Below are 19,434 nucleotides of genomic sequence, written 5' to 3'. Positions count from 1 at the left end.
CCAATTGATGGAACCGTTGGCAGGGCCACAGGTGGTGGCGCCGCCGCTCGAGATCAAGATATTCGAGGAACTGCGGCAATCGCAGGTTCGATGTCCGGCGCGCCGACCCGGCCGCCATCTGCCAGACGGTGTCCGGTGCGCACGACCGCGGGGAAGAGGCGGGGCATTGGTGAACATGTCGTGCCGCGGCTCAGTGGTTTCTCGCGTCGCATGTCCGTCTGGTAGCATGGAGCGGGAACGGCTCCCAGCGGGGTGGCGAGGGGCCATGCAGATGGCTCGGAAATGCCCGACCCCATCGCGGTGGGCGGTGCTCCTGGTGCCCTGCTCCGCGCCGTCATGGTCGGCATCGAGGACGGCCCCCGAGGTTCCGGGCCCGCCACCCCCTCCGCGTCGAGGAGCGCGGGAACGGCGCGGTGCGGTTCGGCTTCACCTTCGCGGCCGGGCTCCCCGCCAGGGCCCGCCTGTTACGAGCGCTCGCTTGCCCTCAAGGCCGAGATCGAAGCTCATGCGGTGATCTCCAGCTGTGCGATCTTCTCTCCCTCCAGCACGAAGGCGTAGCGCAGATCGACCGGGCTGCCGGGAAAGTTCCCCGAAACATGGGCGCTGACCACGATGGCGCCTTCCTCCTCGCCGACCGCGAAAGGCTCGGTCGTGTAGCTGAACCTGGTGGAGGCCTCCGTCTTCCAGCGGCGAATGGCCTCCCGACCCGCATGGGTCCGGCGCTCGTCCGTGACGACCGCGTCTTCGGCAAAGCACCGGGCAACGGCATCGCCATCGCCCTGATCGGCGGCGAAATAGGCTGCAATGGGAGCGGGCAGGGATAGGGACATGACCGTTCTCTGGTTCGCGTTGTCTCAAACTTCAGATTGCCCTACCCTGACCAAATGACAAGAACCGACAAAAAAGTAAGGTACTTACCTAAAGGTAAGCATGCGCAGTATACGCGGGAAACGGCGGCCGAAGGCGTGGAAAACGCGCTGAAGCTGCTTGAGGGCCGGTGGAAGCTGATCATCCTGTTTCACCTGTTCGGCGGCGCCGTGATGCGGTTCTCCGATCTCGAGCGCGCGATCCCGGCCGTCTCGCAGAAGATGCTGATCCAGCAGCTTCGCCAGATGGAAGGCGACGGCATCGTGCGTCGCATCGTTCACCATCGGGTGCCACCCAAGGTCGAATACTGTCTGACGGAGTGGGGACAGGCCCTGTGTCCGGCCCTCGATGCCCTGTTGACGTGGGCAGCCCAGCGCGAGGACATGACCCAGTACGACGGTTCCGCAGATACGTGAGAGTACTGCCCAGCGGCGCAGGCAGGCCTTGCGCGGCAAGAAGCGGCCGGACCGCCGTCGAAACGAGTGGGATCAAGGGAATATGGAGGAGGGAGAGGGACCGGGATCCAACCTTCTCCACCCCGAAATCAGTTGATTCATGGCTTGGTTGCAATCAGAGGTGCTCACCTGCTACCGCGCCATTGGCTCCGAGAGCAGCGCGCGGGTGGCTGAGCCCATCCGTCGGCAGGATATTAAAGATGCTGAGGGAGCATCACAAACATAGCGCACTGCGACGCCGGTCGGGAGAGAGCGGCATCCGCCATGTCTGACCCAACTGAATGGGAATGTCTAGTTCTCCGGTCACCCTTGTGTGACCCGCGCTTCGGTCGACCCGCTGCAGGTGTTCATTCGGTCCAGGGTTCACTCTGTACCGAAAGCAGGTCGGCTAGAGGACCGGAAGTCGCTGCCGAGCGAGCTTGGGCGACGAGGAAGTCGCCTGTCTTCGCGATGTCGCGGCGCATGGCCGCTTCGGCGGCCTGCGGATCGGCTTGGCGGAATGCTTTCATAATCTCGATGTGAAAGGAGGTATCCCACAGGCCCGGGGAACCCAACGAAAAGTACATCGTCGGGCCGCAGCGGAGCCAAAGCCCCTCGATTATCGGCAAGAGGATCTTGGACCGGGTCAGCCGGTAGATCGCGAAGTGGAACTCCTGGTTGGCTCTGAGCACCTCGGCCATGTTGCCGGTCTCGTGAGCTGTCCGGCCGCGCTCGTTTATCGCCGCGAGGTCATCAATCCACGGGTCAGTTACGTTGGCCGACGCGATGCGAGCCGCCATGCCCTCGATGTGCAGGCGCACTTCAAACAGTTCCGCAAGGCTGGTTGCATCCAGCCGCGGCACGCGGACCGATCGATTGGGCAACTCCTCCAGTGCATTGGAGGCGACGAGGCGGCTCAGGCTTTCCCGGACAGGCATCGGGCTGGTGCCCAGGGTGGCCGCCAGCTTGCGCAGGCTGAACACCTGTCCGGGAACGAAGATGCCGGACATCAGGCCGTACTGGAGCTTCGAGAGAACCCGGTCTTGAACCTTCCCGCGCCCAGTCAGTCCGGGTTCGTCGAGCGCCGATTCACTCCTCATGCTGTCCTCTCTCCTGCGCCACCTTGACGGGCAGCACCATGCTGTGATGACAGTTCGTGATCAAGCTCTGGCGCCGAAAGCCGGAGTGGTCCGGGTCTACGAGGCGCGCCCCGCGATGCTGCCATGAATCGTTCTCGCCTCCTCAACGTCGACGACTACCGCGCCGCGAGCAAGCGCTCCCTTCCTCGTGTGCTGTTCGAATTCGTGGACGGGACCGCTCTGGACGGCGGCACGGGCCGCCGCAACGTCGATGGTTTTTCCTCCTGGTGGCTGCGAGGACGGAGCTTTCGCTCCGCTGCCGCGGTCGACTTGTCGCTCGAGCTGTTCGGCTCGAGGATCAGCGCTCCGATCATGATCGCACCGACCGGTGGTTCCGGGCTTCTGTGGCCGAACGGCGAGGCGGAGGTCGCAAGGGCCGCCGCCGAGCGAAACACGATCATGCAGGTCAGTGCGGGGTCTCTTCTTTCAATGGAGGAAATCGCGGCGGCCGCACCGGGCGAGAAGTGGCTGCAGCTGTTTCTCTACAAGGACCGCGGCTTGACGGCCGAGTTCCTCCAGAGGGCGCATGCGGCCGGCTACCGGGCGGTATGCGTCACCACAGATGCACCGGTCCATGGCCGGCGCGAGCGGGACTTCAGGAACGGGTTCACGATCGATCAACGGCTTTCACCGGGCGCGTTGATCGATGCCGCTATGCACTGGCGGTGGTGGCGGCGAATGGTGGGACAGCCGCGTTTTGCGATGCGCAACTTCGCCGGCAGGGTGGACGGTGACCTCAGCGACATGGCCGCCTATATCGCGGCGCTCCTCGACCCGGACGTCACGTGGGACGATTTCTCCTGGCTGCGGGGCAGGTGGAGCGGCCCTCTCGTCGTGAAAGGCATCCTTGACCCGGAGGATGCATTGGAGGCGCTCCGCCGCGGCGCCGACGCCGTGCAGGTCTCCAACCACGGGGGGCGGCAACTGGACGGCACTCTTGCGAGCATCGACGCCCTGCCGGCGATTGCGAACGCCATCGGTGGGCGCATTCCGATCCTGCTCGATGGCGGGGTTCGCCGCGGCACCGACATCCTCAAGGCGCTCGCGCTCGGTGCTACTGCCTGCGCCATCGGCAGGGCTCATCTCTGGGGGCTAGCCACCGCCGGCAGGACCGGTGTGGCAGCCGTACTGGACGTCCTGTGCGAAGAACTCCGCAATGCAATGACGATCGGCGGCTGGCGATCGCTTCGCGAGATTGAGGCGACCGCCGTAACGAGGCTGGTCTGAACAGAATGGAGAAAAGGACGATGACAGACATCCAGCGCCTTCCGGGCACTTCGAGAATGAGTTCCGCGGTCATTCACAACGGGACCGTCTATCTGAAGGGTGTTACCGCCCGGGGGTGCCCGGCAGAGATCGGCGCACAGACCAAGAACGTGCTGGACCAGATCGACGCCCTGCTCAAGGAAGTTGGATCGACCCGAGATCGCATTCTCCAGATGACGGTCTGGCTGAGTGACATGGCCCATTTCGACGCGATGAACGCAGTGTATGACGGCTGGGTCGTCGCAGGCTCGGAGCCTGTCCGCGCCTGCGTTCAAGCCAAGCTAGCCGCGCCGGATCTGCTCGTCGAAATGCGCGCGATAGCGGCGCTCTGATGCTCCATGCCGCGCGGGGCGCCGCCCCCCGCACCGCTTTCCCGATCGGCCTCAGAACAGATCGATGCTGCCCGGCGCAGTACCGCGCCTTGGCAAGCTCTCGTAACAGCGCTTGGAGTGCGATAGTCCCATGTTGGCGAGCGCGATCGCCATGTTGATTGCGCATGCCATCGGCTCCACGATTGGAACATCGAACCGCTCTGAAAGTGCGTCGACGTAGCCGGACATCGCGGTGCATCCGAACAGAACCACTTCCGCCCGATGCTGAGTGAGAGCGGAAGTGATTTCCCGCTCGATGATCTCGAGACAATAGTCCTTGCTTTCGATGAGATCGGCGGGCGGCGCGTTCACGGTGTGCATGGAACATATCCGCCGCTCGAAACCGTAGGCTCGGATATGCTCCTCGAGGAGTTGCTGCCCGTTGCGCATGCCGATCACCGCGACACGCGCTCCGAGCAGATTGGCGACCGTCAGTCCGGACTGGCCGGGAGCCAGAACCGGGATCCTGACCGTTTCCCGCGCCGCTCGGAGCACGGGATCCACCATGCAGTCGAGCACCACCGCGTCGCAGCCATCATTCTCAGCTTGCCGCACCGCCTTCAGGACATGGGGGCCGGCCAGAACCTCTTCCGTTGCGAACTCCATCGAGAACGGCCCCTGCTCGACCGGGACGACTTCGATCTCGACCCCCGGCCTGGCCCACCGCTGCCGTTGCGCCTTCATGCCCTCGATGACCTTGGGGGAACGGACCGGTACGACGTCGCGAATACGCATTGGCCTTTTCCTTGCTGACCTGTTCCTGCGGCACCTTCGGCAACTCGGCGGCTCGGCCACTCCGTCGCGTTGCACAAGGAATGGGCCGGACCTGCACAAGCTGAGCCTATTGCAATCGAAGGATATGTGATCACAAAATGCAATGACGCTGATTGGGATCAGCTGACTGGAGGGATGCAAAATGAAACTCGGTCGTCTCACACGTTCCCTTGCAGCAGGCCTTGCCGGCCTGGCGCTGTCTGCCTCCGTGGCCGTGGCTCAGACTTTCCCGGCCAAGCCGATCTCGCTGGTCGTGCCTTGGCCGGCCGGTGGCGGCAGCGACATCCTGATGCGGCTGATCGCCGAAACGGCGTCCGGGCCGCTTGGCCAGCCGGTGGTGGTCGTCAACAAGCCCGGCGCCGGCGGTTCGATAGCGCTCAAGGAAGTCGCAGAGAGCGAGCCGGACGGATACACGATCAGCATGATCGCCACGGGCTTCATCGCCGAGCAATACGGCAATCCCAACGCTCCGACTCTGGACCAGTACAAGGTGCTGGCCTTCGTGGGGACCGACCCGGCCGTCCTCGCGGCCGGCAAGGCGACCGGCTTCAAGACTCTGGACGATCTGGTCCAGGCCGCCAAGGCCGGACCCGGCTCGATTCGAAACGCCAATGATCAGCCGGGCGGCACGTCCTATGTTGCGGCGTCGCTGATGGCGGCCAAGATGGGCGTCGAATTCCGCCTCGTCCCTTACGCCGGGTCGGCCCCCGTTGTGCAGGCGATCCTTGCCGGCGAGACCCAGACGGCCACGCCGTCGGTCACCGATCTGATCGCCCAGCACAAGGCCGGCGACGTCACGATTCTCGCGGTCGCCGGGAGCGAACGGCATTTTCTTGCGCCGGACATCCCGACCTTCGAAGAAGCCGGCTATCCGCTCGTGACGGGTACGGTTCGCGCAATCGTCGCGCCTGCGGGAACGCCGGACGATGTCGCCGGGAATCTCGAGGAGGTCCTGCTCGGCGCCCTGAACGATCCGAAGTTCCAGGAGACCGCCCGTGGCGCGGGCTTCACGATCACGCCAATGGGCAGCTCGGAAGCCACCGAGTTCCTCAAGCAGATGGATGCGGACATGTATCCGGTCCTGCAGGAGGCCGGTCTGGTGAAGGTCCGGCAGAAGTGACCATCACCGGGGAGCCGGCGGCGCACCCCACCGAAGATCAGCCCTCGGCCGAGGCGGACCCTCGGCCGAGGCGAACGGGCGTCGCCGCGGGCGCGGTCTTCGTCTCCATTGCCGTGCTCGCGGGCTACAGTCTGAGCAGCAATCCCTACCTTTCGCTGGGAGCGAGCGGTTCGGATCCGGGACCGGCCTTCGTGCCGTGGATTGCGGTCTGGATCCTCGGGCTCGGCGGTCTCTGTCAGATCGGATGGACCTTCTGGCAGGGTCGTCGCGCCGGCGGTCTCGCCTCTGCCGGAGAATTCACGGTTGCGCGGATGTGGCTTCCCATCCTGCTGTTCGCCAGTCTGCTGGGTTACGTCGTCCTGATGCTGCGTCCGCTCGGCTTCATGCTGTCCAGCAGCATCTTCGCAGCGGCATGGGTCGCCGTCCTGCACTGGCGATCCGGAGACCGCCTTCGCCCGATTCATATCGTGCAGCTCCCCCTCGAAGCCGCGCTGATCGTCGGGGCCATCTACGCGGTGTTCCGCTACGCAATTCTGGTTCCGCTGCCGTAACGACGATGAACACATTAGCGACCGTCGGGCTGGAGCTCCTGACCGACCCCCAAATCCTGCTGATCGGGCTGCTTGCGACCCTGTCGGGCATCGTCCTCGGCGCATTGCCGGGGATCAGCTCGACGATGACGCTTGCTGTCCTGCTGCCGTTCTCGTTTGCAATGGCGCCTTCGGCGGCAATGTTCTTCTTGATCGGCGCCTTTTACGGCAGCGTCTATGGCGGTTCCGTTTCCGCGATACTCTTGAACATCCCGGGCACACCGGGATCGATGGTGACCCAGCTGGACGGGTATCCGCTGGCGCGAAGGGGCGAAGCCGGCAAGGCGCTGATGTACGCGCTGCTGGCGTCCACCTTTGGCGGGATATTGGGATGGCTGGGCCTGGTCCTGTTCGCGCCTCCTCTCGCCAGGGCGGCCTTCGCGTTCCAGAGCCCCGAATATGCGGTGATCATGGTCTTTGGTCTGTCGATGCTTGCCTACGCATCGCCGGGATCGACCTTCCTGGGTGTGCTCTCCGGGGTTTTCGGAGTCCTGCTCGGCATGGTCGGGCTCGATACCGTGACCAATCTCTCGCGCTTCGATTTCGGCATTCCCCGCCTTCAGGCGGGAATCAACATCGTCCCGTTCGCTGTCGGCATCTTCGGACTGGGCGAGATCCTGCGGCTGCTCGAGGCGAAATTGGTGACGGAGCGTGCCACGACGCGCATCGGTGCGATGTGGCCGAAGGCCCACGACGTCCTTCGCCTTTGGCCGACGGCGATCCGATCCGGGTTCGTGGGCCTCATCGTCGGCATCATTCCCGCGGCCGGATCCGCAGTCGCCGTTTCGATGTCGTACGCCCAGGAGAAGCGAATCTACGAAGGTCGGGAGACGTTCGGGAACGGAAATCCCCGCGGGATCGTGGCGGCCGAGACGGGAAACAACTCCGCCGTGGGCGGAGCGCTCATCCCCCTCATGACGCTGGGCGTGCCGGGTGACACCATGACCGCGGTGCTGGTCGGTGCACTCCTCATCCACGGGCTCCAGCCGGGTCCGCAGCTCTTCACGCAGCATGGCGAGTTCGTCGCGTCGATCTACGTTTCGCTCGCCTTCGCGACGCTCATGACGTTCATCCTCGCCTTGCCGATGATGCGGGTCTTCGCGAAGCTGCTCTCGGCCAAGCCGCGCCTGCTCTATGTGGCGGTGCTCATCCTCTGTGTCACCGGCGCCTATTCCGTCCAGAACTCGTATTTCGACGTCATCCTGATGATCGTCTTCGGAATGGCCGGGTATCTCCTCACCAAGTTCGGCGTTCCGACGGCGCCGATGATGTTCGGCCTGGTGCTGGGCCCGCTGCTGGAGGAGAATCTGCGGCGCACGCTCATCGTATACGACAGCTGGTCCGTGTTCCTGACCCGCCCCATCAGCCTCGTCATGCTGCTCGTCACGGCCGGCTTTCTCCTGCTGCCGGTCGTCGGCGCATTGCGTGCCCGCAGGTCGGTCGCCGCCGCAAACCTCCCGATCTGAGGCTCGCGGTCGTGCGGTGCCTTGACTCGACGGCGATTGTGATCACAAATTCCCATCACACAGGGGTGCGGAATGGTTGAAATTCGGTCGGTAGAGACGCGTCTGGTCCGCTTGCCGACGCGCCGGACGCATAAGTGGACCGGTTTGACGGAGCCGATCGGCCAGTACCTGCTGGTGAAGATGACGGCCAGCGACGGCACCACCGGCTGGGGCGAGGCGCCTGCGCTCAAGGATTGGGGCGGCGAGTTCGGTCGCTACTTCGGTGAAAGCACGGCGATCGTGGATACCGTGATCAGGCGCTATCTTGCGCCCGCGGTCACGGGGCTGCCGACGGGAAACCCGGCGCTTCTGCACCAGCGGATGGACGCCGCCATAAAGGGCTATCCCTATGCCAAGGCGGCGATGGATTTCGCCTATTACGACATCACCGGAAAGATCCTCGGCGTTCCGGTCCACGTTCTGCTGGGCGGCTGCCTTCGCGAGGTCGTGCCCGTAACGCACTCGATCGGGCTGATCGACGTTGCCGAGGCCGTCCAGGAGGTGAAGAGGGTCGTCGCCGACGGGATCCGGACCATCAAGATCAAAATCGGCGTCGATCCGGACCGGGACGTGGAGATCGTAGCTGCGATCCGCCAGGCCGTCGGCGACGCCATCCAACTTTGCGTCGACGCGAACGAAGGCTACCGAACGCCCGGGGAAGCGATCCAGACGATTCGCCGAATGGAGGGTTGCAGGCTCGCCTACGTCGAGCAGCCCGTAATGGGCATCGAACGGATCGCGCGTGTCGCGGAAGCGATCGACGCGCCGGTCATGGCGGACGAATCCGCCTGGAATGCGCACGACGTGATCCAGATCATCGCGCAGAAGGCCGCTCAGATCGTCTCCATCTACACGACGAAACCGGGTGGCTTGTACCGGGCGATGCAGGTTTCCGCCGTCTGCGAGGCGGCGGGCATCGTCTGTAACGTGAACGGCTCCGTTGAGACGGGCGTCGGCAATCTGGCGAACGTCCATCTCGCCGCGGCGGCTCCTGCCGCGCGCCTTTCGAACGTCATTCCCGTTTCCATGCCCGCCGAGCGTCAGAACGGCCGGATCGGCGGCATCTACTACACCGATGACCTCCTGGCTGAACCGATGGTCTTCGAGGACGGTGGCATCCGCGTGCCGACGGCGCCGGGCATGGGCATCGAGATCGACGAGCGAAAGCTCGACAAGTACTCCATCCAGGCTTGAGGCGAGCAGAATGCGCCAAATCATTGTCGACAAGTTCCGGGCGGTCATGGCGGCGCGGGGGCTGGACGCGATCGTCACCAGCTCGCCGGAGAACTTCGCCTACCTGACCGGCTTCGTGGTCCCGACACAGCCCCTCATCAGGCACCGCCATGCGATGGCCATCGTCACTGCCGACGGGACGAGCGCCCTGTTCGGCGTCGACATGGAGGCAAGCACGATCGCGCAGAACGCCCCGGGCGTTCCACTGACGGTCTGGCGGGAGTTCCACGACGATGCCATGCGCGTTCTTGCTGGTGCCTTGGAGCAATCCGGCCTCGGAGGCGCCGCGGTCGGCGTAGAGATGGACTACCTCCCGGCCGGGGATTTCGCGCGCCTGAGCGCCTGCCTGCCCAATGCGCGGTTCGTTGCAGTCGAGCAGGACCTTGCGCGGGCTCGACAGATCAAGACGCCGGACGAGGTCGAACTGATCGGGCGCCTCGCCCGCATTGCCGACCAGGCGATCGCCGACAGCCTCGGCGCGGTGCGGGCCGGCGATACCGAACTCGACATCGCTGCCGTCCTCACCCGCCGGATCTATGAGCTCGGCGCCGAGAACTTCAAGCTCCTGATCATCGCCACCGGCGAACGCAGCCAATTGCCGAATGTCGGCCCGACGGCACGCAAGCTTCAGCCCCGCGATGTCTGCCGGGTCGAGATCTTCTCCGTCATCAACGGCTATCAGGCCGGCGTCTGCCGAACGGCCTTTGTCGAGGAGCCGCCGCCGATGGCCGAGGACATCTGGAAGCTGATGGTCGACTGCAAGTACGCCATCCTGGACCGGATCAGTCCGGGCGCGAGCTGCCTGGAGGTCTATGAGGATTTCATCGCGCGGCTGAAGACGATGAACCTGCCGCCGATTTCCTTCGTCGGGCACGGGATCGGCCTTCACCTCCACGAGGATCCTTACCTCGGCGCGACCCCGATCCTCGGCCGGCCGGGTGTGGATGCAGAGATCGAGCAGGACATGGTGCTCGGCTTCGAGCCGCTCTGCTACAGGACCGGCTACGGCTTCGGTGTCCAGAACAAGGACGTTCTGCACGTCACCGCCCGGGGCGCGGTTCTCCTTTCCGACTACACCGACACCGACAAGCTGATCCGAATCGGCTGAACCTGCCAGCGAGAGGGACGGGAGCTGACATGAGCTCATCCAACACCACTGACCCGTGCGACATCCTGATCTCGGGCACCGGCTACTTCGCCGAGATCATGCTGTGCGACCTGGCGGCGACTGCCCGCACGTCGCTGAAAGTCGTGGTCGGCGGCCGGAACAAGGAGCGGATGAAGTGGCTGGTGGAGGCCTGCCGGGCACGCAGCGCCATCTACGGGACGAGCGTCGCATTCGACAGCGTCGCGCTCGATTCGACCTCCACCGATTCGCTCCTGGAGCCCCTCGCGAGGCTGAAGCCGAAGGTGATCGTCCAATCGGCGTCGGCCCAGTCCCCCTGGAAAGTCGACAACAACGAGAGCGACTGGGCCCGGCTGGTCGCCGAAGCCGGATTCGGCATCACCATCGCGTTCCACACCCTCCTGTCCTGGAGAACAGCGGGCGCCATCAAGCAGCTTGGTCTGCAGTCTCACTTCGTGAACACGTGCTACCCGGACGGGGTGAACCAAGTTCTCGCGGCGGCCGGAATGCCTCTGACCACCGGGGTCGGGAACATCGGCATCTTCGCCGCCGTCATCGGGGCGCGGGTTTCGCCGGAAGAGCGCAAGGACCTTCGGGTGCTCGGCCATCACCACCACATCGTGGAATGGCGCAAGCCGGGCAGCCAGCGAAAGGGCGAGCCTGTTCGTGCCTGGATCCGTGATCGCGAGATCGACGATGTTGACGGCATGACGCGGGACGTGCAGCTGCCCTATCGTGATCTGAACCTCATTTCGGGCGCGAGTGCCGTTCCGGTCTTGCTCGCGCTGGCCGGCGAGGGCGCGAGGCGCGCGCATGTGCCGGGCCCGGGTGGCCTTTCAGGGGGCTATCCGGTGATGGTCGGCGAGCAAGGCGTCGCGCTGGACCTTCCGCCCGGCATCAGCCGGGATGCCGCACTCGCCTGGAATCAGCAGTTCGAAGTCGAGGATGGCGTGAGCGTCCGTGACGGCCGCGTCGTCTATTCCCGGAACGCCCAGGAGCTTCTGGGGCGGCACAGCCCGGACCTCGCCGCCGGGTTTGCTGTCGCCGATGTCGAACAGGCGGCGTCGGAACTGGCCGCGCTGCGTCGGTCGCTCGGCGGCTGAGGCGGGGCCCTCCATGCACATTGCGGTCATCGGCGCCGGCAACGGCGGCGCGGCAACAGCCGTCGAGCTGACGCTCGCCGGTCACTCGGTCGCGCTCTACGGGCGGACCGAAGCGGCCGTCGCCCCGTTTCGCGAGCGCGGAATCGGCTATGCGGGCGTGTTCGGCACCGGGCGTGTGAGAACAGTTGCCGCGACGACCGACCTTTCTCACGCCGTCGCCGGAGCCGATGCCGCCGTCGTCGCGCTCCCGACATTCGCGCTTGCCGGGATTGCACGCGCGCTCCATGCCGCCAGCTGGAATCCAGGCCTCCCGGTCATCCTCAATCCGGGCCACACGGGAGGTGCCTTCGCCTTCGAGACGGCGTACCGGGCAGTGGCGCCGCGCGTGCCGCCAACCGTCGAGTTCTCGACGCTCGCCTATGTCGCCCGCAAGCCCGACGCGGATGCGGTCAGCATCACGGGACGTGCCAGGGCTCTTCGGGCGGCCGGCCTGCCGGGGGGGCAGGAAGCGCTCGATCTTGCATGCAGGCTCTTTCCCGGCGCCTACGATACGGGCGACGTGATCGCCTGCGACCTGAGCAACGTGAATCTGGTGGTGCATCCGCCGGGCGCGATGCTGGCTGCCGCGTGGGTGGAGGCAACCGGCGGCGACTTCACGTTCTACGTCGAAGGGATGAGCCCTGCCGTTCTGAATGTCATGCGTGCCCTCGATGCCGAGCGCATCGCGGTCGCGCGTGCATACGGTCACGAATTGCCGACGGTGATCGACGAGATGAAGGCGATCGGGACGGTCCCGCAGGAGGCCGACGGCGAGGACTACGGCGCGATCGCCGCCGGTGAAGCCAACCGGCGCATCAAGGCGCCCGATTCGCTTGCGCACCGCTATTACGTCGAAGATTTCGGCCACGGCATCGTCCCGCTCCTCGTCTACGCCGAGATCGCCGGCGTCGCCGCGCCAGTCGCTTCCGCACTCGGCGCGCTGGAGCAGGTTGCGAGCGCCTCAATTCCCGGTCGTCCCGCTCCGCGCGATGCCGCTGCGATGGGATTTCTGGAGATGACGATGGAAGAAGTCATGCGGCGCGCGCGAGGACTCTAGTCTAGGAGCGGAGGACGATGAAGGCAGCGAGGTCCTCGGGCGCTCAGAGTTCTCTCGCATTCTGGGAGCGAACGAGCCCCCCTACCGGACAGTGAACAGCTCGGTCCGGGTGGCGAGAGGCTGGCCGTTGCGGACAATGGTCACCGTGCCGACCCAGGTGCCGGGACCTGGCGGGAGCCGGCGCCCGGCATAGCCGACGTAGTCGGCCTTGCTTCGGTCGAGCGGTTCGCCCTTGTGATCGGCAAACGGACCTTCCGGTGCCTCCAGCCGGAGCATCAGCCGGTCGCCGGCTTGCAGGTTGATTGCCCAGCCCCACAACACTGTCGCCGGTGAATCGCGCTGAGGCCATGGGGGCGGACCCTGCGCCCGCAAGGCGGCCCCATCCACGGGTTCAGCTGCCAGCCCAACCCCGATGATGGCGGTGCGGCTTGCTGCCAACCTGTCCGCCAGGTCACCTTGCCATAATGGGGCGCCGCCCTCCGCGCAGGGTTCGCTAAGCGGACGGCCAGTTGCCGGATCCAGTTCCACGCCATCCTTGCGCACCGAGATGTGCACGTGTGGAAACTGGGTGAGGCCGGATGCGCCGACCTTTCCAACCGGGTCGCCTGCATTGATCTGATCACCCGGCTGCACGAGGAGCGAACCGCGGGCCAGATGGCAGAGTTGCGTCTGCCAGCCCGCGCCGTGGTCGATGACGAGCCCGTTGCCGCATTCCCGGTCGCGCACCGCCGCGCGTCCATCCGACGTCTCCACCAGAACGTCCGGTTCCCCGTCTCGCGTCTTCAATACCGTCCCCGCAGCCGGCGCCAGAATGGCCGTTCCCGTCGCATCCTTCATGCTCGGCACGCGGATGTCGGTCCCGTCGTGGCCGTCATAGCTGGCGGAGCCGCAGTAGCTGTCCGCTACTCCCGGCCCGCCCTCCAGATCCGGCGTGCTCTGAAGATAGCAGGTCCGGCCAACCTCGCCGTCGAGCGGAAGAGCGATGCCGAACGGCTCGGCGGCTGACACGCTCAGGCCGACGGGGAGGACCAGCAATGGGAGCAATCGCAGAAGGGCGGCCATGACGATCCCCACGGCACCGGAGACATCAGCGCATACTACCAATCAATCCCGCCATCACCCCTCCCACGGCTTCGGCCCGATTGACGGAATCGCGCTGACGCGGCTGCGGGATGCGGGCGAGAGGCCGCGGTCGGAGAGGTACTTGTGCATACGATGCAGGTTCTGGAGCCGCCGTCTGGATCATCGGGCGGCGGTTCTCAGTGCGGGCCAGGCGTGAACTGGGCGCTGCCATCCTGTGCTGGTTGTGAGGCTCAAGGTATGGGCGCAGACTGCTGGCAGGGTCGGCTGCTGACAGGCTCGGTGCAGGAGCGTGACATGAGTCACATTCGGGAGATGCTCGGCGAGTTGTGTGAGGCCTTCAACGCGCACGACCTCGACCGGATCATGACTGCCTTTGCTGACGACTGCATCCTGGAGATGCCGAAGGGGCCGCATGCCTGGGGTGCCCGCTTTGAAGGAAAGCACGCAGTTCGCCAGGGGCTCGCCTCGAGGTTCGAAGGACTTCCCGACGTCCATTACGCAGACCAAGAGCACTTCGTGGATGAGGCACAACAGACTGGCATTTCGAAATGGATGCTTACCGGCACGATCGGCGACGGAAGACGCCTGGAAGTCCGAGGGTGCGATTTCTACACGTTCCGGAATGGCAAGGTGACGCGAAAGGACTCGTACTGGAAGATCGTCGAGGGCGCTCACGATCGCGATCGGACAGCGCCCTCGTGACCGATCAAGGAGACGGAGGGCTTGCCGCCGGGCGCTCGGCGCGGGCGATTCTCATTCGTCGTGCCTGTGCCCATCTCCTCATGTTCCGCCACATCGGCTGTCGGCGCGGCCTGCACGGCAGGAGAGGTTTGAGCGGCTCGGCGCGGGGTGAGCGGACCCCGGTGGGGGGTCTTCTCACTGTCCGCTGAGGTACCGGCGATTGACCCAGCCCTGCCAACCATCGACCCGGATCTTCTGCCAGTTTCCGACCGCATATGGCAGGAACGCTATATCGCACTGCCGACGACCAAGCCGGGTGATGACGCGAGACTGAGGCGACGGGTAGGCGCGGACATTCAGCATGTCCCCCGGAGCCACCCCCGCAACGCAGTACATTGCGGGCGACACCATGGCGATGTAGTGCCGGTGCACCCAGCCGAGCGAGTGACCATCCTCGACCGGGCACCAGCTGCCTTGGCAGGCGCCGGTGACGAGAATGCCGCATTCGGCATAGCGCTTGCGGGCCGCAATCGGCGCATGTGCACTCGGGCGCGTTCGCATGTTGAGGGCGTCGTCTGCGCGCACGTTCACAACGCAGTGCTCCTCGCCTTGGACGACGGGATCGGCTCGGGCACCGCCTGGGAGACCAAAAAGGACCACGGTACCAGCGAACAGAATGGTGAAAGCGCAGCTGCGAAGTGCGGCGTTCATGAATCGACCTCCCGTGACGCAGGTGCAAGCTTAGCAGGGGAAGTTGCAGCCAACCTGAACCCGCCGTTCAGCTGGCGTTCGGGACCGAATCTGCCTCCCATTGCATCACCTGTTGAGCTCAGGACTGGGTGACGTCCGGGACGGAACTCCGAACAGGACGTCTCGCTGGCGAGTATCATTCTGGCAGGTGTGATGTTCGCTGGGTGCCGGTCCGATCGCTGTAGCCTCTTCTACTTTGTCCCGGACTGCGGCTAAGCTGCTCCTGTCTAGGGGAGAGAAGCGCATGACGGACGATCCGATCCACGTTCGGCGGCTTCGGAACCCGGACCGGTTCCGTTTCGAGTACCAGGCTGGGCCGGCGGAGCCGGCTATCCTGATCGAGATCATCGCGGAGAGAAGCGGCCAGGAGCAGTTGACCCCGGAAGCCGCCAGGAGGGCCGTCCAGGAGATCGCCGCCCGCTTCCACGAGGCGGCTGAGGGCGGCAGGTTCGCGTGAGGGCGGCGATCTGGGGCGCCGCCAGTGTCCTCCTGCTCGTGCCCCTGTTGGCAATGCAGTTGACCGGCGAGGTGGCGTGGACGGTGACCGACTTCGCCTTCGCCGGCGCCCTGCTTTTCGGCCTTGCCCTCGCCCTGGATCTGGCCGTGACGAGGACCGGCGATCGGACGTACGGGGCCGCGGTTGCGCTCGCGCTCTCGACGGCCCTCATCCTCATCTGGATGAACGGGGCGGTCGGCCTCATCGGGAGCGAACGGCATCCCGCCAACGCACTCTATTGGAGCGTACCGCTCATTGGCGCCGTCGGCGCCGCGATCTCTCGGCTTCGGGCGCGAGGCATGGCTGCGGCCCTGGCGGCAATGGCGCTGGCCCAGGCCCTGGTCCCGCTGTCGGCAGGAGCGTTTGGCATGCCTATCCCCAGCGGCGAGACAGTCGAGATCACGGCTCTCACCGGGCTGTTCGTCGGCCTCTGGCTCGCCGCGGCCTGGCTCTTCCGGAAGGCGGCACTCGCGACCGCAGGCGGAGCTCAGGTCCGGCCGAGATGACCCGCCATTCGGCATGATGTAGCCTGCCGCCCATGTGCAACCTCTACAGCATTACCAAGGGCCAGGCGGCGATCCGGGAGTTCACCCGGGCCATGCGGGACCGGACGGGAAACCTGCCACCGCTGCCAGGCATCTTCCCGGACTACCTTGCTCCGGTTGTCCGCCCGGGCGACGACGGCGAGCGCGAGCTCCTGATGATGCGCTGGGGCATGCCGTGCCCGCCGCAATATGGCGGAGCGCCGGTGACCAACATCCGCAACACGAAGTCCTCGCACTGGCGGCCCTGGTCGAAGCCTGAGCACCGCTGCCTCGTGCCGGCTACCTCGTTCTGCGAATACCAGGATGCCAAGCCGCGGAAGATCCCGACCTGGTTCGCACTCTCGCCCGACCGACCTCTCTTTGCCTTTGCCGGCGTCTGGTGCAACTGGACCGGGACACGGGGCACAAAGGCCAATCCGATCGAGGGCGAGCACCTCCTGTTCGGCTTCCTGACGACGGATGCGAACGCCGAGGTCGCCCGCGTTCATCCGAAGGCGATGCCGGTGATCCTCACCACGACCGAGGAGATGGACCTCTGGATGCGCGCGCCCTGGCCGGAAGCGTGCGCGATGCAGAGGCCGCTGGGCTTCGGCATGCTCGAGGTCGTCGCCCGTGGTGAGCGGAAGGACGAGGCGCCGATAGCTGCTTATTAGAAACAGCCGTCCTTACCAGGATCACCTTGGCGTCTCAGCCGAATTGCCCGTAAACTTACGGGCCTCCATAGCAAGCAGGCGCCCCCACATCTCCTTCGCCCATGTTGTGTCGCTGTATGGGCTCATGTTGTGCAGGGGACACAGGCGGTGTTCGCCCCCCAACGGAGGCTGGCTCCTGCCGTTCGTCATCTACTGATCGGGGCTCGAATGATCGTCCGCAAAGCCATTTTCGCCGCCGCCATCATGTCGGGCGGCCTGGTCGCCAGCGGCGCCGCGACTTCCGCCGATGCCCCTCCGGCCGGCTATTACGAGTGCTACTTCTACGGGTCGTACGGCCTGGAGAACAGCTCGATCATCGAAATGCACGTCCTGGAGGGCTCTCGCTACCGGGCGCTTGATGAGGTCGGCGCGTTTCAGGTCGATCCCGGCTCGGGCGTTCTCCGACTGACCAGCGGCGCGTTGACCGGAAGGATCGCTCACCTGAAGGCGAGCGATGGCAAGGCCGCTATCGTGTTCCTGCGCAAGGAGAACGAGGTCGGCGGTCGGCCGACGATCGATATCAGCGATACCTGGTGCTATTTCGAGCCTAGATGAAGGGGGTGCAGTGCTGGCCGTCTGCCGACCCGCGGGTGGATGTTCCAGAACAGCCTTTCCGCGGGGGCCGGCTACAGCGCGACATCGCTGAGGAGCGGTTTGGCAATCATCTCCGCACCGAGAAGAAACAGCCCAATGAGGAACCAGCGGCGAAAGGTCGGAGGATTGACCTTGTTCCGGATAATCTGACCCGCCCACATGCCGGCCAGCGCAGGCGCGATTGCGAGGGCGGACATGGCGAGATTGTCCACGGGAAAGGCGCCGTGAAGCGCCAGTCCTGCCGCAAGCGCCATCGTGGATATCGTGAACGATAGACCAAGCGCCTGAACGAGATCGTTCTTCTCCAGACCCAAGGCCTGGAGATACGGCACCGCCGGGATGACAAAGACGCCAGTCCCCCCGGTCACGACCCCCGTCGTGAGACCGATCACAGGAGAAAGCCAGCGTTCGTAACCTTGCGGCACCAGCAGTTGGCGAACCAACAGCGTGTATGCCGCGTAGACGACCAGCGCTACCCCAAGGGCATAAGTCGTCACCTGAGTGTCGCCGTTCGCCAGCAACCTGGCGCCGCCAACGGTGCCCACCGCGGTTGCAAGCATCATCGGCCACAGTCGCCCCGCAAGCTGCCCGAAGCTCGGTCCGGAGACGAGCTGCCAGACATTGGTCACGAACGAGGGGACGATCAGAAGTGCGGCCGCCGTGACCGGTGAGATGAGTGTGCCGAGTACGCCCATGGCCACCGTCGGCAGCCCCATTCCGGTGACACCCTTCACGAGGCCAGCGACAAAGAAGGTCGTCGTAACGGCAGCTAGGACGAAAATCGGCGGGTCGATCATGGCCCCTCGGGCCTTCCCATAGCCAAAGGCGCAATGCCCAGAGCACCCTCCGACTGGGACTTGCACACCTTCGAGTGTCCGCGCTGCGGCTGGTACGGCATCCTGACCCTGTTACCGCGTCTTGCGCCGCGCCGGGGGAAAGGTGCTTGTCATACTCGGCTCGTGCGGGCCTCGGTCCCGGAACCGAATAGTTCCTGGCGCATCCGCTTTCCCCTCATCGCCCTCCCGCTAAATCTATAAAGCTGCCCGAGACGTAGGAGGAGGCGTCGCCGAGGAGCCAGATGATCGCTTCGGCAACTTCTTCAGGCGTGCCAGACCGGCCGAGTGGCGTATTCGCGCCGAGTACCTGGGCTCGGTCGGGCCGACCGCTCTGGGCGTGGATGTCCGTCTCGATCAAGGCAGGGCGAACGGCATTCACGCGGATGCCTTCCGGGCCGAGCTCCTTCGCGAGACCGAGCGTCAGCGCGTCCATTGCGCCTTTCGAGGCGGCATAGTCGACGTACTCGAAGGGCGAGCCGATCCGGGATGCTACCGAGGAGACGATCACCAGCGACCCGCCACGGCCACCTCGGCTGCGCGCCAGGCGCCTCGCGGCCTCGCGTGCGCAGAGGCATGCGCCATAGACGTTGACGTCGATCACGCGACGGATCCGATCCGCGGTCATCTCGGCGAGAGTCGCGGCGGGCGCGACGATGCCGGCATTGATCACCACGCCATCGAGCGGACCGAAGGCATCCGTCGCCTGATCGAAGAGGCCAATCACCTCGCCTTCGGAGACAATGTCGGCCTTGACCGTGATCGCCCGCCCGCCGTCGCGGCCGATAGCCTCGGCGGTAGCCTTCGCGGCGTTCTCGTCGCGGGCGTAGTTTACAGCCACCGACCAGCCGAGGGCGCCCGCCTGCCTGGCCGCCGCCCTTCCTATTCCCCGGCTCCCGCCGGTGATCACGATCGTCTTGGCCGCCATCGCACCATCCTCCCGTTGCGCAAGGCTGGCGCAGCGACGGCTGAGTAGCAACCGCTACCAGCAAGGGCCAGCCATGCGTCGGCGTTTGCTGTCCAGGAGGATGTGCGCAGGAGATCCCGGCCACGCGTCACACCCGAGCGTAGGGTGCAGTGCGCGGAGCTGGCGTCGCTCTGCCGAAGGTGGCGATCAGGATCGAGGGCGGCATTAT

Annotated in this window: 22 protein-coding genes; 15 read left to right on the top strand and 7 right to left on the bottom strand. The window is 65.3% G+C overall.

Features of this window, described 5'->3' with window-relative positions; translation table 11 throughout:
• Positions 1–503: 503 nt before the first annotated feature.
• The gene (locus ACUN0C_RS02975; protein ID WP_445464822.1) at positions 504–830 is read right to left on the bottom strand and encodes a nuclear transport factor 2 family protein; all 327 of its coding nucleotides are present in this window, start codon (positions 828–830) and stop codon (positions 504–506) included.
• Between the two features lie 54 nt (positions 831–884).
• On the opposite strand from ACUN0C_RS02975, the gene ACUN0C_RS02970 reads away from it, so the two are divergent.
• The gene (locus tag ACUN0C_RS02970; RefSeq protein WP_445464821.1) at positions 885–1,283 is read left to right on the top strand and encodes a winged helix-turn-helix transcriptional regulator; all 399 of its coding nucleotides are present in this window, start codon (positions 885–887) and stop codon (positions 1,281–1,283) included.
• 386 nt (positions 1,284–1,669) lie between these two features.
• On the opposite strand, the gene ACUN0C_RS02965 is transcribed toward ACUN0C_RS02970, so the two are convergent.
• Positions 1,670–2,401, bottom strand: coding sequence for a GntR family transcriptional regulator (locus ACUN0C_RS02965; RefSeq protein WP_445464820.1), 732 nt, complete (start codon positions 2,399–2,401; stop codon positions 1,670–1,672).
• Between the two features lie 123 nt (positions 2,402–2,524).
• Between ACUN0C_RS02965 and ACUN0C_RS02960 the strand changes: the two genes are divergently transcribed.
• A complete protein-coding gene (locus ACUN0C_RS02960) occupies positions 2,525–3,667 on the top strand; it encodes an alpha-hydroxy acid oxidase (protein WP_445464819.1) in 1,143 nt (380 codons plus the stop codon).
• Between the two features lie 20 nt (positions 3,668–3,687).
• Entirely contained in the window at positions 3,688–4,038 is a 351-nt protein-coding gene (locus ACUN0C_RS02955) for a RidA family protein (protein ID WP_445464818.1), read from the top strand.
• 51 nt (positions 4,039–4,089) lie between these two features.
• Here ACUN0C_RS02955 and ACUN0C_RS02950 read toward each other — a convergent pair whose 3' ends face one another.
• The gene (locus ACUN0C_RS02950; RefSeq protein ID WP_445464817.1) at positions 4,090–4,812 is read right to left on the bottom strand and encodes an aspartate/glutamate racemase family protein; all 723 of its coding nucleotides are present in this window, start codon (positions 4,810–4,812) and stop codon (positions 4,090–4,092) included.
• 328 nt (positions 4,813–5,140) lie between these two features.
• Between ACUN0C_RS02950 and ACUN0C_RS02945 the strand changes: the two genes are divergently transcribed.
• The 7 genes from ACUN0C_RS02945 to ACUN0C_RS02915 all read left to right on the top strand — a co-directional run bounded on the left by ACUN0C_RS02945 (position 5,141) and on the right by ACUN0C_RS02915 (position 12,624).
• Complete coding sequence (locus ACUN0C_RS02945; RefSeq protein WP_445464816.1) at positions 5,141–5,971, top strand: tripartite tricarboxylate transporter substrate binding protein; 831 nt, start codon at positions 5,141–5,143, stop codon at positions 5,969–5,971.
• Positions 5,968–6,522, top strand: coding sequence for a tripartite tricarboxylate transporter TctB family protein (locus ACUN0C_RS02940; RefSeq protein WP_445464815.1), 555 nt, complete (start codon positions 5,968–5,970; stop codon positions 6,520–6,522). Before ACUN0C_RS02945 ends, ACUN0C_RS02940 begins: the two co-directional genes overlap by 4 nt.
• Before the next feature lie 5 nt (positions 6,523–6,527).
• Positions 6,528–8,027, top strand: a complete 1,500-nt coding sequence (locus ACUN0C_RS02935) for a tripartite tricarboxylate transporter permease (protein WP_445464814.1) — start codon at positions 6,528–6,530, stop codon at positions 8,025–8,027.
• Between the two features lie 144 nt (positions 8,028–8,171).
• Positions 8,172–9,260 (top strand): mandelate racemase/muconate lactonizing enzyme family protein, encoded by a 1,089-nt coding sequence (locus tag ACUN0C_RS02930; RefSeq protein ID WP_445464813.1) that lies wholly within the window; start codon positions 8,172–8,174, stop codon positions 9,258–9,260.
• 10 nt (positions 9,261–9,270) lie between these two features.
• Positions 9,271–10,407 carry a M24 family metallopeptidase gene (locus tag ACUN0C_RS02925; protein WP_445464812.1) on the top strand — a complete coding sequence of 379 codons (1,137 nt, stop codon included), beginning with the start codon at positions 9,271–9,273 and terminating at the stop codon, positions 10,405–10,407.
• 29 nt (positions 10,408–10,436) lie between these two features.
• Positions 10,437–11,528 (top strand): hypothetical protein, encoded by a 1,092-nt coding sequence (locus ACUN0C_RS02920; RefSeq protein ID WP_445464811.1) that lies wholly within the window; start codon positions 10,437–10,439, stop codon positions 11,526–11,528.
• A 13-nt stretch (positions 11,529–11,541) separates the two neighbouring features.
• A complete protein-coding gene (locus ACUN0C_RS02915) occupies positions 11,542–12,624 on the top strand; it encodes an NAD/NADP octopine/nopaline dehydrogenase family protein (protein ID WP_445464810.1) in 1,083 nt (360 codons plus the stop codon).
• An 81-nt stretch (positions 12,625–12,705) separates the two neighbouring features.
• On the opposite strand, the gene ACUN0C_RS02910 is transcribed toward ACUN0C_RS02915, so the two are convergent.
• The gene (locus ACUN0C_RS02910; RefSeq protein WP_445464809.1) at positions 12,706–13,686 is read right to left on the bottom strand and encodes a M23 family metallopeptidase; all 981 of its coding nucleotides are present in this window, start codon (positions 13,684–13,686) and stop codon (positions 12,706–12,708) included.
• A gap of 315 nt (positions 13,687–14,001) precedes the next feature.
• Between ACUN0C_RS02910 and ACUN0C_RS02905 the strand changes: the two genes are divergently transcribed.
• Positions 14,002–14,409 carry a nuclear transport factor 2 family protein gene (locus ACUN0C_RS02905; protein WP_445464808.1) on the top strand — a complete coding sequence of 136 codons (408 nt, stop codon included), beginning with the start codon at positions 14,002–14,004 and terminating at the stop codon, positions 14,407–14,409.
• Between the two features lie 174 nt (positions 14,410–14,583).
• Here ACUN0C_RS02905 and ACUN0C_RS02900 read toward each other — a convergent pair whose 3' ends face one another.
• The gene (locus ACUN0C_RS02900; RefSeq protein ID WP_445464807.1) at positions 14,584–15,099 is read right to left on the bottom strand and encodes an SH3 domain-containing protein; all 516 of its coding nucleotides are present in this window, start codon (positions 15,097–15,099) and stop codon (positions 14,584–14,586) included.
• Between the two features lie 283 nt (positions 15,100–15,382).
• Between ACUN0C_RS02900 and ACUN0C_RS02895 the strand changes: the two genes are divergently transcribed.
• From ACUN0C_RS02895 to ACUN0C_RS02880, 4 genes are all read left to right on the top strand, one after another.
• Positions 15,383–15,595, top strand: a complete 213-nt coding sequence (locus tag ACUN0C_RS02895; RefSeq protein WP_445464806.1) for a hypothetical protein — start codon at positions 15,383–15,385, stop codon at positions 15,593–15,595.
• Positions 15,592–16,140 (top strand): hypothetical protein, encoded by a 549-nt coding sequence (locus ACUN0C_RS02890; RefSeq protein ID WP_445464805.1) that lies wholly within the window; start codon positions 15,592–15,594, stop codon positions 16,138–16,140. Before ACUN0C_RS02895 ends, ACUN0C_RS02890 begins: the two co-directional genes overlap by 4 nt.
• Positions 16,141–16,172: 32 nt before the next feature.
• On the top strand, positions 16,173–16,832 hold the full coding sequence (locus ACUN0C_RS02885) for an SOS response-associated peptidase (RefSeq protein ID WP_445464804.1): 660 nt from the start codon (positions 16,173–16,175) through the stop codon (positions 16,830–16,832).
• A 207-nt stretch (positions 16,833–17,039) separates the two neighbouring features.
• Positions 17,040–17,426, top strand: a complete 387-nt coding sequence (locus ACUN0C_RS02880; RefSeq protein ID WP_445464803.1) for a hypothetical protein — start codon at positions 17,040–17,042, stop codon at positions 17,424–17,426.
• A 71-nt stretch (positions 17,427–17,497) separates the two neighbouring features.
• Here ACUN0C_RS02880 and ACUN0C_RS02875 read toward each other — a convergent pair whose 3' ends face one another.
• Positions 17,498–18,262, bottom strand: coding sequence for a sulfite exporter TauE/SafE family protein (locus tag ACUN0C_RS02875; protein WP_445464802.1), 765 nt, complete (start codon positions 18,260–18,262; stop codon positions 17,498–17,500).
• Between the two features lie 214 nt (positions 18,263–18,476).
• Positions 18,477–19,226, bottom strand: a complete 750-nt coding sequence (locus ACUN0C_RS02870; protein WP_445464801.1) for an SDR family oxidoreductase — start codon at positions 19,224–19,226, stop codon at positions 18,477–18,479.
• Positions 19,227–19,434: the final 208 nt, after the last annotated feature.

It is taken from the genome of Faunimonas sp. B44, from assembly GCF_052655945.1.
This window is presented reverse-complemented; position numbering and strand designations above follow the sequence as displayed.

Coding starts and splice junctions, on each gene's coding strand:
- ACUN0C_RS02975 (WP_445464822.1), bottom strand. CDS start 830: ATGTCCCTATCCCTGCCCGCTCCCATTGCAGCCTATTTCGCCGCCGAT.
- ACUN0C_RS02970 (WP_445464821.1), top strand. CDS start 885: ATGACAAGAACCGACAAAAAAGTAAGGTACTTACCTAAAGGTAAGCAT.
- ACUN0C_RS02965 (WP_445464820.1), bottom strand. CDS start 2,401: ATGAGGAGTGAATCGGCGCTCGACGAACCCGGACTGACTGGGCGCGGG.
- ACUN0C_RS02960 (WP_445464819.1), top strand. CDS start 2,525: ATGAATCGTTCTCGCCTCCTCAACGTCGACGACTACCGCGCCGCGAGC.
- ACUN0C_RS02955 (WP_445464818.1), top strand. CDS start 3,688: ATGACAGACATCCAGCGCCTTCCGGGCACTTCGAGAATGAGTTCCGCG.
- ACUN0C_RS02950 (WP_445464817.1), bottom strand. CDS start 4,812: ATGCGTATTCGCGACGTCGTACCGGTCCGTTCCCCCAAGGTCATCGAG.
- ACUN0C_RS02945 (WP_445464816.1), top strand. CDS start 5,141: ATGCGGCTGATCGCCGAAACGGCGTCCGGGCCGCTTGGCCAGCCGGTG.
- ACUN0C_RS02935 (WP_445464814.1), top strand. CDS start 6,528: ATGAACACATTAGCGACCGTCGGGCTGGAGCTCCTGACCGACCCCCAA.
- ACUN0C_RS02925 (WP_445464812.1), top strand. CDS start 9,271: ATGCGCCAAATCATTGTCGACAAGTTCCGGGCGGTCATGGCGGCGCGG.
- ACUN0C_RS02920 (WP_445464811.1), top strand. CDS start 10,437: ATGAGCTCATCCAACACCACTGACCCGTGCGACATCCTGATCTCGGGC.
- ACUN0C_RS02915 (WP_445464810.1), top strand. CDS start 11,542: ATGCACATTGCGGTCATCGGCGCCGGCAACGGCGGCGCGGCAACAGCC.
- ACUN0C_RS02910 (WP_445464809.1), bottom strand. CDS start 13,686: ATGGCCGCCCTTCTGCGATTGCTCCCATTGCTGGTCCTCCCCGTCGGC.
- ACUN0C_RS02905 (WP_445464808.1), top strand. CDS start 14,002: ATGAGTCACATTCGGGAGATGCTCGGCGAGTTGTGTGAGGCCTTCAAC.
- ACUN0C_RS02900 (WP_445464807.1), bottom strand. CDS start 15,099: ATGAACGCCGCACTTCGCAGCTGCGCTTTCACCATTCTGTTCGCTGGT.
- ACUN0C_RS02895 (WP_445464806.1), top strand. CDS start 15,383: ATGACGGACGATCCGATCCACGTTCGGCGGCTTCGGAACCCGGACCGG.
- ACUN0C_RS02885 (WP_445464804.1), top strand. CDS start 16,173: ATGTGCAACCTCTACAGCATTACCAAGGGCCAGGCGGCGATCCGGGAG.
- ACUN0C_RS02880 (WP_445464803.1), top strand. CDS start 17,040: ATGATCGTCCGCAAAGCCATTTTCGCCGCCGCCATCATGTCGGGCGGC.
- ACUN0C_RS02875 (WP_445464802.1), bottom strand. CDS start 18,262: ATGATCGACCCGCCGATTTTCGTCCTAGCTGCCGTTACGACGACCTTC.
- ACUN0C_RS02870 (WP_445464801.1), bottom strand. CDS start 19,226: ATGGCGGCCAAGACGATCGTGATCACCGGCGGGAGCCGGGGAATAGGA.